This window comes from Paenibacillus humicus NBRC 102415, from assembly GCF_004000905.1.
Taxonomy (GTDB): Bacteria; Bacillota; Bacilli; order Paenibacillales; family Paenibacillaceae; genus Paenibacillus_O; species Paenibacillus_O humicus.
Genome location: NZ_BIMD01000009.1, coordinates 113,243 through 129,822, shown reverse-complemented (window position 1 = coordinate 129,822; position 16,580 = coordinate 113,243). Strand labels below are relative to the sequence as shown.

Annotated in this window: 9 protein-coding genes; 1 reads left to right on the top strand and 8 read right to left on the bottom strand. The window is 50.9% G+C overall.

What is annotated here, in order from left to right; translation table 11 throughout:
• Positions 1 to 224 precede the first annotated feature (224 nt).
• From PHU01S_RS08810 to PHU01S_RS08800, 3 genes are all read right to left on the bottom strand, one after another.
• Positions 225 to 6,398, bottom strand: coding sequence for a CARDB domain-containing protein (locus tag PHU01S_RS08810; protein ID WP_164763026.1), 6,174 nt, complete (start codon positions 6,396 to 6,398; stop codon positions 225 to 227).
• A 264-nt stretch (positions 6,399 to 6,662) separates the two neighbouring features.
• Entirely contained in the window at positions 6,663 to 7,799 is a 1,137-nt protein-coding gene (locus PHU01S_RS08805) for an S-layer homology domain-containing protein (RefSeq protein WP_127507176.1), read from the bottom strand.
• Between the two features lie 532 nt (positions 7,800 to 8,331).
• Positions 8,332 to 9,198, bottom strand: coding sequence for a nucleotidyltransferase-like protein (locus PHU01S_RS08800; protein WP_281279745.1), 867 nt, complete (start codon positions 9,196 to 9,198; stop codon positions 8,332 to 8,334).
• Positions 9,199 to 9,354: 156 nt separating this feature from the next.
• Between PHU01S_RS08800 and PHU01S_RS08795 the strand changes: the two genes are divergently transcribed.
• A complete protein-coding gene (locus PHU01S_RS08795) occupies positions 9,355 to 9,774 on the top strand; it encodes a YgzB family protein (protein ID WP_127507173.1) in 420 nt (139 codons plus the stop codon).
• An 88-nt stretch (positions 9,775 to 9,862) separates the two neighbouring features.
• Here the strand turns inward: PHU01S_RS08795 and PHU01S_RS08790 are convergent, their stop codons facing one another.
• The 5 genes from PHU01S_RS08790 to gatB form a co-directional block, all read right to left on the bottom strand.
• Entirely contained in the window at positions 9,863 to 11,473 is a 1,611-nt protein-coding gene (locus tag PHU01S_RS08790; protein WP_246029178.1) for a glycosyl hydrolase family 18 protein, read from the bottom strand.
• Positions 11,474 to 11,732: 259 nt separating this feature from the next.
• Positions 11,733 to 12,167 (bottom strand): peroxide-responsive transcriptional repressor PerR, encoded by a 435-nt coding sequence (perR, locus tag PHU01S_RS08785; RefSeq protein ID WP_021877254.1) that lies wholly within the window; start codon positions 12,165 to 12,167, stop codon positions 11,733 to 11,735.
• A 128-nt stretch (positions 12,168 to 12,295) separates the two neighbouring features.
• A complete protein-coding gene (locus tag PHU01S_RS08780) occupies positions 12,296 to 14,197 on the bottom strand; it encodes a DUF4097 family beta strand repeat-containing protein (protein WP_049869298.1) in 1,902 nt (633 codons plus the stop codon).
• Positions 14,194 to 14,910, bottom strand: coding sequence for an MgtC/SapB family protein (locus PHU01S_RS08775; RefSeq protein WP_048745818.1), 717 nt, complete (start codon positions 14,908 to 14,910; stop codon positions 14,194 to 14,196). Before PHU01S_RS08775 ends, PHU01S_RS08780 begins: the two co-directional genes overlap by 4 nt.
• Positions 14,911 to 15,122: 212 nt before the next feature.
• Positions 15,123 to 16,565, bottom strand: a complete 1,443-nt coding sequence (gene gatB, locus PHU01S_RS08770) for an Asp-tRNA(Asn)/Glu-tRNA(Gln) amidotransferase subunit GatB (RefSeq protein WP_127507169.1) — start codon at positions 16,563 to 16,565, stop codon at positions 15,123 to 15,125.
• Positions 16,566 to 16,580 lie beyond the last annotated feature (15 nt).

Genomic DNA, 16,580 nt, shown 5'->3' with positions numbered 1-16,580 from the left:
CCATGTCGCTTTCAATCGGCGACCTTTATAATATACCACAGTGGCCTAGATTAGCGCAAGCATTATTTTTCAAGATTTCTTGAATCCCTTGATAACACTGCGTTTTCTCTGTCCCTCTCGAAGCGGCGAGATTTAATTTAACACATGCATCAAGGAGCCGTCAAGGGCTGTTCGACATTTATTTATATTCCCAATTCGTCGTCAGCCCCCGAAGCGGCAATACCTTATTGCTGGCGATGGACACCTGCTGCTCCCGCCGTATACCCGATAATCCTCAGCGGGACTTCCGCTTTCTTTCGAACGCCGTTTTCATACTGGACTTCGAATTGAACAGAATACAAGCCTCTCTCCAAACCGGTGTCCAATTCCCCCCACTGACTGTGGTGCATTTCGCCGCTGTGGATGGAATTGGAAGGCGTTGGCTTAAGCACAGTTCTTGTCTCCATTATGCTGCCGTCTTTGCCTACAGCCCGTAGATATGCAGTTACGTAACGCACTGGCGCCGGAGAAACATAGCCGTAGACGATCCACTTCTCTCCCGCATAGAAGTCCTTTGGATTTCCGCTGATTACATGGCCTGCATCGGCATGGATACGCCGCCATTCCGATGTATGTTCAATATCGCCTGTCAAAGTGAGCGGCAGGACCTGGATCTGTTTGGTTATCTCGCTTTGAAGGTTGCCGTCGCTCACCACAAGCCGAATACGGTACATCCCTGGCTCCGCCGAAATAATCGTCGAAGCAATGTTTGCCATGGTACGCTTCCCGGATGGGCTGGAAATCTCCCACGTTTCTGTAAGCGGATCCCCATCAGGATCAGAGGAGCGATCCAGCAATGTCAATGAGTCCCCCTCGTATACAGGTTTGGGCGACCAGTCAAATTCGGCGATAGGCGGACGATTGGGCTTGATCCAGAAATAACCCGGATCACTCCATGCGCTCCAGTCAAACCCGTCGAAAACGCGTACCCGTATATACATATAGACATCCTCGGGCAAATCGGAATTCGGCCTCCAGCTATTGGCCGTGCCTGGCAAGACAGAGGAATCAAGAAGCTTTTCTCCACCATACCGGTAAACGATAAGTTGGAAATGAGTTTGGACATCCTGATCAGAATCGGAGTAAACAAATCGGAATAATGGCTTCCGTTCCATCATCTCGGTTGGCTTGAGCTGATCTTTGCTCGCAGGATTGGCAAGCATGACAGACGGCAGCCGGTTAAGAATGGTGACCTGTTTTTCCATCTGGGCTTCAGAGCCGCTTGAATCCTGCACCAATTGACGAATGCGGAACAATCCGAGACTGCTGAACGTTTTTTGCCAGCTCGTACGAGAGCTGCCGGCTATCGTCTCCCCGCCGTTGGTCGTTGCATTTCGCAAATACCAAGTTTGAGGGAGATTCTCTCGACTTCCGTCCTCCTTGTCATAGGCAGTGGAGTCGAACGTAATTGAAACGCCACGGAAAGTACTCAAGTGTGTTTGATTGAATCCAGGAACCGGAGGAGTGTTGTGAGCAGGTATCGTTCCTATGTTGACCGTCTGAATGGAATACACCGACCAAGCCCCGTACTCATCCTTGACGGCCATCCCGACTTCGTAGATACCTCTTTCCTGCGGCGTGACGAGTTTCTGATAGACGGTTTCCCCGGATGGCGTTACATAGTAGAACTTTTTCTCTAATATTCCTTTTGTCGTTCGATAATCGATGCCCGTGTTCTCCGTGGAGTAGTTAGTCGAACTCACATATCGGTCGGGATCATAGCTGCTGTCCGTCCAGATGACTTTCCCGTCAGCTGCGGATGCAATCGTGAAATGCGACACTGGCCTCCGGTGAACCGTCACTTTCTTTATAAACGGATTTGAATCCTTTCGATAGTCTCCGAATCGATTGTCCGGATAGCGGTAATCCGGATGCGGATCGTCCCTCGCCTGCAGCTTGACGAGGTAATCCCCCACTTTATCAAAGGTCAGCTGTTCGGATTCAACCATGCGGCCGTTTAGAGATGATAAACCTTGATTGTTGATGAATCGCGGCGTATGTTCATAGCTCCATAAGTAGGAGCCGGCTTTAGGATCCCCTTCCGGATCGAAGAACTGAATGTTTTCATACTGCACATCAGCCCTCGCTGTGCCTTCATCCCAGATGGCATAATCCGCAGACCACTCCACTTTGTTTTCGACGGCCTTGTAAGTCAGTGCGCTGAAACGGACAAAGGCTTTGTTGGCATAGTATCCGAACTTGCCTTCCGTGAACTGGCCGTCTATGGCGCTTAGAATGGGAATGTTGTTCAGGAACGCTTCAATTTTATTGCCTACTGTTTTGACCTTCAATCCGTAGCTGACATCGGACTGGAAAGGGTAGCTACCATTCTGTAGTACCATCCTGGATCCATTCATATATTTCACAAGGTCAAACGAATGGCCATCTGTCTCTACCGCGTACCGGTTCCGTGGATCCTGCATGCGGAAGCTGAAGCCCATGCTCTCCTGGTCGATGTCCACATCCGTCATGCGAAGGCTGAATTTCATCTCCACATCGTTCAGCGAAACGTCGGATACCATCTGTCCGTTTGTGAACGTTTGACGTGCAAGCGGACCTGTCGTAGGATCGCCTACGGCCATATAGACGTAAGGAATTTTCGACGGATAAGCAGGTTCCAGAACTTCAAACAGGACACCGTTACCTGTATACTCTCGGAAAAATGCACATCCATAGGCATTGCAGTCGCCGCCGGTGTTGGCATTATCCGCTGTAAGGGTTGTGTTGCTTCCTGTCCTGTTTCCGTTCCAATCAACGAAGGTGCCTGTTCCTCCGGGAAGCCGTTCCTTAATTGTGCCATCCCTCATGCTCAGCCGCAGCACGGTGGATTCAATGCTTGTCGAGCCCCCGTTTTGAACTAGAGGGACGTACAAATCATCCGCCGATGGCGACATCGACATTGGATGATAATTCAAGGTCGTCATCCCCCGGTAAAATCCGACCTGGTTGCTGTTCAGTCCGGCTTCCCGATTGATTTCATTCACATACTTCTTCCAGACTAGATTCATGTTGGCGTCGTATTTGTTAACCGTTAAGTCCAGGTAAGAGTGAATCGGATTCCATGTCTGTCCTGAAGATATTTTGGTGCCATGGCCCTCATAGGTGTATGTGTTCCCATACGGGTCCGTGTACCATTCATCCGCAATGTGATAATCAAAGCCGGTCCAATACGTTCCCGGCCTTAACGGTACGGATTTGATTGTTCCAAGGCGCTTGGGAGATAAATCAGGACCAAGCTTGACGAAATATCCGGCATCCCCGCCGTCAGGGAGCGTGTAGTTGGAGGAATGGTCATTGTAGAAGCTGCTTAAAACAATGGTTCCGTCATTTCCGGAACGGGATATTTTCCATTCATCAAAGGATCCCCATGACTTGTCCCGATCGGCTACAATTCCATCGAAACTGGAGGTAAAGCTTTTTTCCTTCAAGACTTGTCCTGTTGATACATTGTACGCGGCAACCCTCACTTCACCTTGCGCAGTCTGGATTACATACAAATAGGATCCCGATACGGTAAACCACTTTCGATAGGCGTTATCGATTGTAATCACGTACTCATACGGGCTGCCATTCGTCCATTTCCGTTTAGGCAAATAGGGGTTGCTGTAATCCCAAATGACAGGCGATAACTTCTTTGGATTCATGCCATAGATGGTGTAGCTCGAGCCCTTGTAACCGGAAAAGATCGTGAGTTTTTTAGTTGAATATACTTGAGGCAAGAAGTGATTGTACAAGATATTTCCGTCACTTCTAACCTGCATCAGTTCATTGTCTTTATCCAGAATGATGTCATTAAACTTGTTTTTGTTCGTAAGTGCGCGCCAGGGAGAAAGGGAGTTGGGTCCAAATCCATTGTCGGCTTGCGTTCCCATGGTCCAAAATACAGTATCATTTCCTGTTGCGCGGTTCATTTCATAGCGGTTCATATTATTCGCTGCCCCGCCGAAATTGCGGCCTTCGCCACCGACCAGGCTGCCGCCGTCAACACTCCACAGCTTGAGCTTGTCGTATACCTGCTCCAAAGTGTTCGGGACGTAAACAGGCCAATCAATCATTTTCTCCGGACGGATGGTCGTACTGGCGTCCAGATCTGGCTGCGGGTTCTTGCCTTTGAGATCGAAGGATACTTCTGGAGCATTGTTCACGATATTTAGGACAAGAGTTGATTGTGATTGATTGTCCGTGCTGCCCGTCAGGCCGTAGTTTTCAGTTACCTCTGTCCAGAATAAATACTTTCCGACTTTGCTGCCGGCAAAGGTGACTTGCTTCATAGTCCCGGTCAATGTCTGCCAGGTATCATCTGCAAAGCCATTGTTCAGCGCGTCGTATTTGTATTTGTATTTCGCCGAAATGATTTCATCGCCATCCGGACTGTAGGATTTATTGAGAATGACGTTAGGCTCATTACGGATGCCAAGTGAAGGAACTTCAAGTTTGGCAATGGGGGGCTGATCGGGTTTGACGATAATCTCGCATACGGCTGGAGCGTCCGATTTTCGGCCTTTCGTATCATACACATCCAGTTTGACTTGGACGGTGATATCTTGGCCGGTTCCGTTCGCATAGCTGGTCTGTTTGTTCTGCCATTCGTCGCGGGAGTGATCGATTGGCGTTCCGTCTGGACTGTAGCTGCCGCTTGAATCGAATGCGCTGAAAGGGACAATGTGATTTTCGATGACACTGGCCGGGCATTTAATGATTGAAATGGGGCTGCGGGAAAGAACGTTAATAAAGGCGCTGGCCTCTGCTGTCGCTCCCCACTGGTCACGGCCGGTTCCATAGACAGTATGAGTGCCTTTCTCCATTGTGACTTCGTACATGCCGTATTCGTTCGTCGGGTATTTGCCTTTTAAGCCTTTGATCCAGGGCGTGCCTCGACTGTAATCGAAACCATCAAAGATGAAGTCATCTCCGTCTGGATCAGTCGGAGTTGGTACCGATGGATCCTGAATGACGACGAGATCAAGAAGATCGCCTTCCATGGCTTGGCGGACCGGTTTTGTCGGTTCGCTGGGTTTCACCCATGCAATCTGGAAAGTTGGCGGATGGTTGTTCTTTGGTCCTTTGACTTCAAGAGTCTTCGGTCCGATCCAATCAGTTGCTCCGCAATCGGTTGATACCTTCATATAGACTGGATGGTTACCTTGCCCGATTGCTCTTGGATAGTCGGACCGGGTATAGGTCGTATCGGAATAACTTCTGATCCATTCAGTGACGCTTTCGTTGCTGCCGCGAACGAATTTGTACATGTGACCGGTATACGTGCAGCTTCCCAGTTGCAGATCCTTTGGGTGAGCTGTGAAGCTATCCCCGTAGTCTATTGAAGGGGGGAGGACGTCAAAATCGGCCTTAATCTCTTTGTTTGGAGTCGGCGTCGGTGTTGGAGCTGCGCCAGGCGTAAAGGTGCGCTGAATCGTATTGTTGCTTTCGTTGGATTCATTGATGACGTTGCCGCTATCTACCGTGAGCTTGAAGGTTTTGGATGCGCTAGTCATGAATGTGCTCACAAACGTCAAGCTGGCTGATTCGCCGCTCTTAATCGAGCGAATGGTATCGAGCTTGAGTGTGATCCCCTTTTCGTCCGTCACCTTGACATTGAAAGTGTTATTGATGTCCATGCCTTCGTTATGATAAGTGGCCGTGAAGGTGGCGGGTTTCCCGACTTCGATGACAGGTGGGCCGGAGATGTCGTCTGCGATGAGGTCGGGTTTGGTGGGAGCTTCTATTCGTTTATAAGTAACTACTATTTTATGATCTAACTTGTAAGTCTTCCCTGACCAATCAGTTTCTGAATCCAATAAGTACCGTCTTCCTTGAACTCCGTTTTGGGTTGAACCACTTAGCAAACTATAGTCAATATCTTCAAGATTATTTTTACTATCCAGCATCTTATAAGCTTTTATATATCCGAATCCATCTTTTCCTTTTCCATAATAATTAATATACATATTTTTTGAGTAAGGAATTGCATTTGTAATTTTAATTGAACTAGATTCAATTTTTGTGTAGGGAATTTGTTTATTATCACTTGTAAACATTTGATCTGGAGCGCCTAGACTATCCGACCAAGCTGCAGCAGAACCATCGCTATAACGTAGAGACAATGGAATACTTTGATTTGAATCATCTGTTGCAGGAATTTTTCCTGGAAATTGCGATAACCCGCCAGAAAAGGTCTCTGAGGATGCGGTAAATATATAGGTACCTGCGTTTTCTCCTGACATTGTCCAATTCTTTGCTGACGAATTACGCCATATATCGTAGTACATATGAGAGCTTCTATGACCAGTTACATCAACCGGAGAACCGTTAATTTCAGCGAACTCAATTTTCCCAGTTGTAACGTTGTAGCTTCCCAATTGTCCCTCCTTAACTCCATTTATTTCAACATCCCACGAGTTGACCTCATAACCGGAAAATTGCCGGATCTGTCTACTGAAATTCTTCACATTTCTACTTGGGTAGTAATCTATTCCTGTAAGCGGTTGGTCAGTGAAAATATTTTCGGAGGAAGCATTAGTTATAGGTGAATTTAGAAAGCTTTCATTTAAAAGTGAAACTAACATTGTAATTAGTAATAGAACACTTAATTTACAATTTCTCTTCATTGTTAAGCATCACTCCTAAAAGACACTTCTATTCTTATTTAATTCAATTATATTTGTGCTGGTTCCATAACCTTGAAAAAAGAATTCAGGCCGCTTGGATTGGTGTAATTCATTCAATTCTTTTTTGCTTATTGTGTATAGCGCCCATATAGTTTCGTTGTTAATTGTATGAGCATAGAAATTTTGATTGCTGTTTATTGGACTTTTTGAATCTCTTGGAAGAATAATTCCTGGCATGAGTATATTGGAGCCCACCATTGATCTAAATGTAAATTGATCTTTAATTATTTTGTTATTGGAAATAGTGACTTTAAAAGCGATTAGATAGTCATTTTCCCAAGTTTGACCGTTAATCTTTGAAAATCCAGATGGAACATAATCGCGGAAGGGGCTATTACTATCAGAAAGGTCAATGATAAGAATTTGCTTAAACTCTCCGGCTATATTTGGACGTAGCTCTGATGTGAATGGTAAGCTTCTAAAGCTACCTCCCCACATTGTCTGTACATTTGTTCCTCGATAAGCTACTTCCGCATACGAGGCAGCTCTCTTATCCGCTGTCAGATTTCCGCCATTTAGAACCGTCAGTACCCGATCCACAATTACCGTTGCCTGAGCGCGCGTAGAATTTTCTTTCAGACCCAGCTCGCCGCCGGTAAGGCCAGATAGGATTCCGCGCTTCGTTGCTTCATAGACCAATTGCGTGTCGCTAGTCTTCGTATTCCGCAATGTTTGATCAATAGCCCTTACTGTGATTCGCGCCATTTCCTGGCGGCTGATCGGCTGAGTCCAATTCCCATTAAAATCGGATGTACGGTGTATGCCAGCTTCTACAGCTGCACTTACATACGGCGTGTACCAGGGCTTGCCGGATAAGTTTGCGGGGATATCCAATTGGAGAGATAAATCAACAAGCTTCAGGAATTCAGCCCTGCTGATCTCTTGATTCGGTTTGAACGTGCCGTCTTCGAATCCATTGACCAGCTCTTTCGAGATGAGCTTTTGAATCGAGCTGTAATACCAGTCGCTGGATTTCACATCCTTGAAGGATGTACTGGCGGCCGCAGTTGAAGCTGCTTCAATTGATGCTGTAACGGAAGAAAAGAGAAGAGCAGCAGCTGTTAGACCGGTGGTCAGTTTGGAAAGTTTCATTTCAATCCGCTCCTTAACATAGGATCTTGTTATTTCCTAACCTGCTTGTGAATGGTCTGGCATGAATTGATCGGGTGATAGAGCAGCGGCTTAATTTCATTCGTAAAAAGGTTGTCCGACTTTCCCACACCTTTGTCACTTAAATGAACCGTCCGCTTTTAAACCAACACTAGGAACCGTTCTGTAATTGTCGTCCAGGAAAGATAAAATTATATGGTCTAAAAATTGTTATCGTTGTTCCCGAGCCTGCTCCGCAATAATCATCGATCTGGTCGAGTTGATAGATTCATACATGATCAAGCCTGAACCGGCTAGCATAACCATAGCCGATAAGGTAATTAACATTAACCGAACCAAACTGCATTCCTCCAGACACCTCTTTTTGCCTTATATCGGTAATTTTAATGATTCCTTCCATAATCAGAACAAAAAAACACCCGTCCCAGCATCAGCTGCGGACGGGTGCTTCCCGATTCCGAATCATTCATTTCTTCCTATTATATCCATGTAGAATCATTAATCAACAACAAATTTATCTCGGGAGCTTGTATCTCAGCTCAAGCGCATCGGATTCCCTGGGATCGGCCATGACAGCCACTTCCCGAACATACCCTCGCTGAACGAGCTTCTGCAGGATAAGCGTAAGATCGACGTGAAGTCCGTTCATGGAAGGATGGCTTGCCAGCTCCATGATGCTCCAAGGCTCCTCCCTCGATTCCAGAATATGAAAGATTAGAGAGGAGCAGGATCGCATTTTGCTCATGATCGAAAACTCGCAGGCGAGAAGCACGAGCTGAATGCGCTGTTCAAGCGTCTCCGGACTCGTCGTGAGCTCCTCATACAGCTTATAAATGCCCGGATGGAACCTTCGCATCTGCCGCCAAACGGATGGCTCCGGATGAAGTCCGGCTTCAAGCAGCTCCATATGGGCATAATGATTTAAAGTTTTGATAATATCGTTATGAGCATCGAATTGAAACCCGTCCGAAAGGTTTTGCTTGGCTTGAAGGCATGATTTCAAGAAAGCCTCATACTCCACAAGCAGCTTCCGCTTCATGAGCTCATCCGGGAATTGGCTGATGCGCGCCTTGATCTGTTCGAGGAAGCTTTCCTTGTCGAAAACAACGTCTCCTCGCAGCAGCCATTCGATGATCCTGCCGTCGCTCCCGTTGGAAACCCATTGCTCCAAGCCCACGCAGGTTGTCCGGCGGATCATGACACGCTGCCCTTCCATGCGCAAATGTTCAATCGATGGCCGGCTGCACGCCGAGCTCGTGATGACGAGCAGCAGCAGGTCCAACCCGTCGATCTGCGGATGAAACGGATAGGGATGAGAGACAGACACAAGCCCGATCACTCCTTCTTCAAACTGGAGCAAACTCGAAACGTGTTTTTTCATAAGTTCCAAACGGTTATCCCCCATATAGCTTCCACCAGAAGTTTCCGCTATAATATTAGTCTGTAGGTTATGATTCGACAAAAACAGGCGGTTTCCTGCCTTGCTTACAAGAAATCGGGCCGCTATGCCCGAGCCAATGAAAGGGAATGAATTCGAGTGCTACTTAAATCCAGCAAGATCAACGAGTTCCGCCTGTGGGGGCTTGTCCTCATCCTTGTCGGAATGGGGGTTATGATTCTTGGCACGGCGGGCATCGTTTTCTGGGGCCAGACCGGCAAAGTGATTGCCGCCGTGTTCATGGTTATCGGCATGATCGCCCTGCTCGTAAGCGTCGGCATCTATTTCTGGGCAGGCATGCTCTCGACCAGCGCGGTCATGCTCATCTGTCCGGAATGCGGACGCCAGACCAAAATTCTTGGACGCACCGACCGCTGCATGTACTGCAAGACGATCCTCACGCTGGACAAAGAGATGGCGACGCACGGTCTGGACAGCGATGATGATGAGCTGCCTGTTGCTGCAAGCAAGACCGATTCGGGACCTGCAGCAGCCGCTCCGCCTTCGTCCCAGGCCTGAATTTCATAAAAGCCCTCGGCGCCGCGACTTCACTTGGAAGTCATGGCGCCGAGGGCTTTTTTTGATCGTGATTTCAATCGTCCTTGAATCAAGATGGATTGCTGAGGCCGTTGTGGATGACAGACCAGACATCATCCGCCTGGAAGGAGCGGCTCCATGTGGCCACGCCTGCCAATCCGTATTTGTGGACCAAGGCGATGCGCGCCTCAAGGGAGACTTTGTCTTCGATCCATATCCGGTTCAGCCCTCCCTCTACCGGGTACTGAACATAATTCTGGCCCGTTGACGGATCAAACTCCGGCTTCAGCTTATTCGTCGCGATCAGCTCCCTGATCTTGTTCATGCCGACAGCCTTGGACGATACTTTGACCGACCCGTCCGAAGCGGTTTTCTCCGTCCAGATCCGCGTATATAGAGGCATGCTCAAAATCAGCTTGGAGCCGGGAATCTTATCTTCTTCCAGCAGCCTCAAAATCGAATTTTCCACCCAAGGCAGCGAGGCGACCGAACCCGATTCGGGACTGGACGCCCAATGCTCGTCATAGGCCATGAGCATCATGTAGTCGACGCTTTGAATCAATTCGGCCCGGTCCAGGAACAAGGACCACATCTCGCTATTGGACTTCGGCGTCACATCGATGGAAACGACAAGACCCTGCTCATGCAGCATCGGCGTCAGCTCCCTCACGAATTGAACGAGTGCGCCTTTGTCGGAGGTCCGTACATTCTCGAAATCGATGTTGATGCCCTGAAGCTGGTACATTTTGGCGTAGGCCAAAAGCTGCTGGATCATGGAAAAACGGGTCTCGACATTGGCCAAAGCTTGAGTCGTCCGTTCCGGATCAAAGCCGTTGCTGAACAGCGCCCACACCTGGATCCCCTTGCTTCTCGCCCATTTCGCATAATTGGCATCCGCCTTGCTGCGGATTTGGCCGGCTCCATCCATTAATTCGAACCAGGTGGGGCTGACGACGTTGACCCCTTCCATGGCAGGGAACTTCGCCGGATCGGGAGCCACGTTGTATACCGCTTCCCAAGTCAGATTGATTTTCTGGCCGGTCGATTTCCACGCCAGTTCAGGCTGCTGCTCGACTGGCTCTTGAGTCGTCTGCTTGTCCGACAACCGAAGCTCGGATTTGCGGGCATAACCGCTGTACCCGCTTGGCCCTTGGACGGAGTACCAGTCTCCTTCTTCCTTCCAGACCGTGAGCCTGCCTTCCAATGGAACCTTTTCAATATAAGGGCTATGAATGCTCGGCTCGTTGCGGACAGCCAGCTCCTTTTTGCCAGGAATCGCATACTGGATGCTGTCGCCTCCCTTGGCAAGCGTAACGGCTCCAGTGACCTTCGATACTTGAGCTTGGACGCCGTACAGCGTGTTCAGCGGAGTCAAAGGCACATAGACGATGCCTTTTCGGGTTTCCGGAGCGACAGCCAGCTTGAACGGTTTGCTGCCAAGCTTGGCGGTGAGAGTATCCGTTTTCATTCGCAGCACTTGACTGCCATTGGTTAAAATGATGGATTCCGAATCGGCTTCATAGCGAATCGGAATCTCGCTTCCGAGCATGGAAGTGACGGCTTCGATCGGAAGCTTGATCTCGTCGCCCTCCAGCAGAGCGCCCGCTCCCATGAACTCGCCTTTATAGAACAGCGGATGCTCAACCGAGAACACCGGCGTCTCCTGCTCGTTGCTTGGCATAAGCAGCTGATATCCTGCCCATGCCCCTGCCATGATACCGATACATACACAGAATCCCAGCAAGCGGCGAAATCCTCTTCCCTTGCGCCTGCCCGCAGAGGTCATGCCCCTTCTCATTGCTCACACTCCTTGCGTATACAAAGATTAGACGAGTTCGGAACGCAAAAAGTTGACCGATCCTTCTCTATGAGTCTATTAAAAGAGGGCTATATTCATGCACATAAAAAAAACCGTTTGGAAGCATCGCTTCCAAACGGTTTCAATTCACGGTCGTTTTCGCGCATTGCGTGCATACTCCGTAAATTTCCATTCGATGTCCTTCGACACGGAATCCGGTCTCTCGGGAAGCGGCTTGCTCCACCTCCATGAGAGGAGGATACTCAAAGTCGACGATATCTCCGCATACTTTGCATATGGCGTGATAATGGTCGGACAAGTCGGCATCAAACCGGCTGGAGTCATCCCCATAGGTCAGCTCCCTGACCAAGCCTGCCTCGACGAACAAACGCAGGTTGTTGTAGATCGTAGCGACGCTCATGCTCGGGAAGTCGGGTGACAAAGCTTTATAGATCTCGTCCGCAGTCGGATGAGTCATGGAATTCATCAGAAACCCAAGTATCGCGTGACGCTGCGGGGTCATGCGGACGCCGCTTGCCTTCAGCTGCTCCAGAGCTTGCTCAACGCTGGCTCCCATTCCCGATCACGTCCTTCGTAATTTATAGTTGTATTTACTTTGTAGTAGTTCTATTGTAAGCCTGAATTTTACGTTTTGTCAATGAAGAGGCTACCATCCAACTTTTCTCTTTGCATGGCCTATAGGCTTCATCCGGGACCGGGATAAGAGGTAATCCGTATGTCGCTGTTGGCATCGACCCGGATCCGGTACGTACCGAGCCCGATTTGGCCTTTGACGGTCTTTTTCTCGATTTGGAGAGGCAGCTCGGAACGGATCGTCCCGAAGGTAACCGATCCATCAACCGTATAAGAACCATCCGCCGGCAAGGATAAGAGAATTTCGCCAATGGAGCTGTTGATGTCCCAAGTGCCCCCGACCACAGAGCTTGCCAGGCTGATTTCTCCATTCAGCGTATCCGCCTGCACGCTCCCGCTTACTTCACGGACATGGATGAATCCGTTCCTCGTCTCGAGCAGCGCTTCACCCCGAACATCGTTGATGTCCAGATTGCCATTGGCCGTGGAAGCGGTCAGCTTGCCATGGATCGACGAGGCTGTAATCGCTCCTTCCTTGGCCGACAACGCCGCGTCTCCGGTAATTCTCCGGGCTTTCACCTCGCCATTGCTGGTGCCCGCTTCCAGCGGTCCGGTCAAATCCATCGCTTCGATGGAACCGCTGCGATTGCGTACGACAAACCCGCCGGTTGCGCGAATGCCGCTTAGCTTGACGGAGCCGTTGCCCGCATTGAGCAGGAATTTGACCGTTTGCTCAGGAGCAGCGGGAGGAGGAGAGGGACTCGCCGCGTCCGTCTGTGGAGAAGGAGAAGGCTCCGTACCGTCGGGTACATTCTCTCCCGGCAGGGCTGTTCCCGCCGAGAGAGGACCAGGAGAAGGAGATGCTCCCGGAACGGACAGCAGCGTCTCCAAATCGGCCGGAATCGTAATCTGGAGGTTGAAACGCGGCATCCGCGCCCCGTTGGCGCCGTAAGGCATCCCCTTTGTCTCAATGTGCAGCTTTCCTTCCGCAGATACGGAGACGGCTGATTTTTGCTCCACCAGATCCGCCTCCTGCTTGTTGTCGGAATCGACCCAGAGCGTCGCTTCGACGGTTACTTCCCGGCTGTCCGGGTCTGTCGAAGGTACGACCGACACGTCTCCGTTGGGGTTGTCGACCACGACATCGTTCAGCGGTTCCGTAATGACGGCGGATACTGGCTTCAAGCTGTAGCTGTACCCCTTTTCCTCCGACAGGTTCTCCATCCTCGCGCCGGTCCCGTATTGATCCAGCCAACGGAAAGGAAGCCCGCCGTATTGGGTGATCGAGTAGGCTGATCCCGCAAGCAGCAGCGCTGCAAGAAGCGAGCCCGCGCCTGCCGACAGCCTTCGCCCAGGCTTTTTTCTCTCCAGCAGCTGGTAGACCAGCATTTCAAATCCGGCAAGAACGAACAAGAGCGGCCACCAGTCGGCTAACAGCCCGATGTCATTGCGTCCCGCAGCCTGATCCCACAGCAGCAGAACTCCGCATGCAGCCAGCAAAGCGGCGCTGCTGAGCCTGCCGAAGCGGAAGAAGCCCGGCTTGATCCGAAAAGCCATCCATGCGGCGATGATCAGAAGAATGACTCCGGATGCCATATCCCCAAGCCAATCCAGTCTTGGCTGGACAGCTCTTGTCGGACGGATAAGAAAAAAGAGAATGATTCCGCCGGCGACAAGAATCATGCTGTGAGTCATCGCGAAGCCGGCAGGCTCCGGTCGCAGGCGCGCATCGTCTTCAGACAGACGCGTGCGGCTGGCGATCTGCAGGGCATCGAACACGCTGACGAAATACAGCGCCGGCAGCGCCATTCCCAAATATACGAGCAAAAGGGCGCGGCTGCCGCTCGTCGCATCGGAAAATCGGACGAGAGCGGCCAGATCCAGCAGCACCGCGAGCAATAGGACCAGGCCGCGTCCATAGCGGCCGATGTAGAGATGGCCTCCGCCGGGGAGCAAAAAAGCGAGCAGTCCGGCCAGCCAGCGACGTTTCGGTTGGAATTGGGTATTGTTCATTCCGCGCTCACGGCATGCACACCATCCAGCGATTTGATTTCTTCAAGCAATTTGATGATATTGCACGATCGGGGGAAATTAACATACAGCAGCAGCATCACCCTCGGCCCTTCCATTTCACGGTTGCCGTGCTCCTGCAGCGACATCTTGCGCATGACGATGCCTTGCTGCTGGAGAAGAGCGCTGATCGCCTGAAGAAGGGCGTTCGTTTCGTCAGCCAAAATCTGCAGGTGATGCTCTTTTTTTCCGTTGCTGAATTTGCGTTCGACTTTATTAAGGACGATGAGGACGATAAGGACAATCACTGTGACGGCCACGGCAGGGAACAAAAATCCAGCGCCGACCGCAAGTCCGATGGCGGATACGACCCATAGCGTAGCGGCCGTCGTAAGGCCCGTAATGGATTTCCCGGTAAATAAAATGGTGCCCGCTCCCAGAAAACCTATGCCCGTAATGACTTGCGCTGCCAGACGAGCCGGGTCGAGACGGACATTCGTCTCGTTGATGAAGGCTGAAAATCCGTATGCCGACAAAAGCATCAGCAGACAGGAGCCAAGGCAAACCAATATATTCGTCCGAAGGCCGGCCGCATGATTCGACTGCTCCCGCTCGAAGCCGACCAGCCCGCCGAGCAGAACAGCCATAAGCAGCCGGAGCATCATCTCCCACTCGCTGATGTACCAGGGACTGCTGACAGCCAAGGATGCGCTCATGATGTGCCATCCCACCCTTTCTCTTCGTTGCTGCGCATCTTTTCAGGCTATTGTACCTTACTGTATGCGGCGACATGAAGCATTTCTTCGCTTCAACATACTTTAACACGGATGCTAGGTTCCGTAACGTCCAAAGCGGGCAGGAGCGATAAACCTCGTACTTATATCGCATATTGAAAAAAGCCGCTCCCGATAGGGAACGGCTGTTGAAATCAGCGGTTGAGATAGTCGGTCAAAAGCTTGTTGACGAGTCCCGGGTTCGCTTTGCCGCGGGATTCCTTCATCACTTGGCCGACGAGGAAGCCGATCGCTTTTTCCTTGCCCGCCCGGTAGTCCTCCACCGACTGCGGGTTCGCTGTTACGACCTTCTCCACAATGCTCTGGATGGCTCCTTCATCGCTGATCTGGACGAGTCCCTGCTCTTCCACGATCTGCTGCGGAAGCTTGCCGCTCTCGAGCATTTCCTTGAACACGGTCTTCGCGATCTTGCCGCTGATAGTGCCTTTTTCGAGGAGGCCGATCATTTCTCCCAAGCCTTGTCCGGTAATCGCGACGCCGTCGATCTCCTTGCCGGTCTGGTTCAAATAAGCGAGCAGATCGCCCATAATCCAATTGGACACCGATTTGGCATCGTTCGTATACGCCAGGCTCTCTTCAAAGAAATCAGCCAGCTTTTTCGAGGAGGTGATGACGCCGGCGTCATATGCAGGCAAACCGTATTCGGAGGTGTAGCGGGCTTGCCGTGCATCCGGAAGCTCGGGAATGGAAGCGCGGACGCGCTCCTTCCACTCGTTGTCGATAAGCAGCCGAACCAGGTCCGGATCGGGGAAATACCGATAGTCATGCGACTCTTCCTTGCCGCGCATGGAGAAGGTTTTGCCTTGGGAATCGTCCCAGCGGCGCGTCTCCTGCACGACGGTACCGCCGCCGTCCAGTATGTCGGCCTGCCGCATCTGCTCGTACTCCAGTCCGCGCTGCACGCCGCGGAAGGAGTTCATGTTCTTGAGCTCGGCTCGGGTGCCGAATTTCTCCTGGCCCCATGGACGAAGGCTGATGTTGGCGTCGCAGCGCAGGCTGCCTTCTTCCATCTTCACGTCGGACACGTCGCAATACTGCATGATGGCGCGCAGCTTTTCCAGATAGGCCTTCGCTTCCTCCGGGGTGCGGAGATCCGGCTCGGATACGATCTCCACAAGCGGAGTGCCGACACGGTTGAAGTCCACAAGGGAAGCGAAACCGCCTTCGACATGGGTCAGCTTGCCGGCGTCCTCCTCCAGATGGAGGCGGGTAATGCCGATCCGCTTCGTCTCGCCGTTCACTTCAATGTCGATCCAGCCGTTCTCGCCGATCGGCTGATCGAATTGGGAGATCTGATACGCCTTCGGGGAATCGGGATAAAAATAGTTTTTACGGTCGAACTTGCTGATATCGGCCACGGTGCAGTTAAGCGCCATGGCCGCCTTCATCGCGTACTCGACCGCCTGCCGGTTCAGTACCGGCAATACGCCGGGGTGGCCGAGGCAGATCGGGCATGTATGGGTATTCGGCGGCGCTCCGAACGATGTCGAGCAGCCGCAGAAAATTTTGCTGGCGGTATGCAGCTCCACATGCACTTCAAGCCCGATCACCGTTTCGTACGAATTGTATTCCGTCATGGATAACGTTCCTCC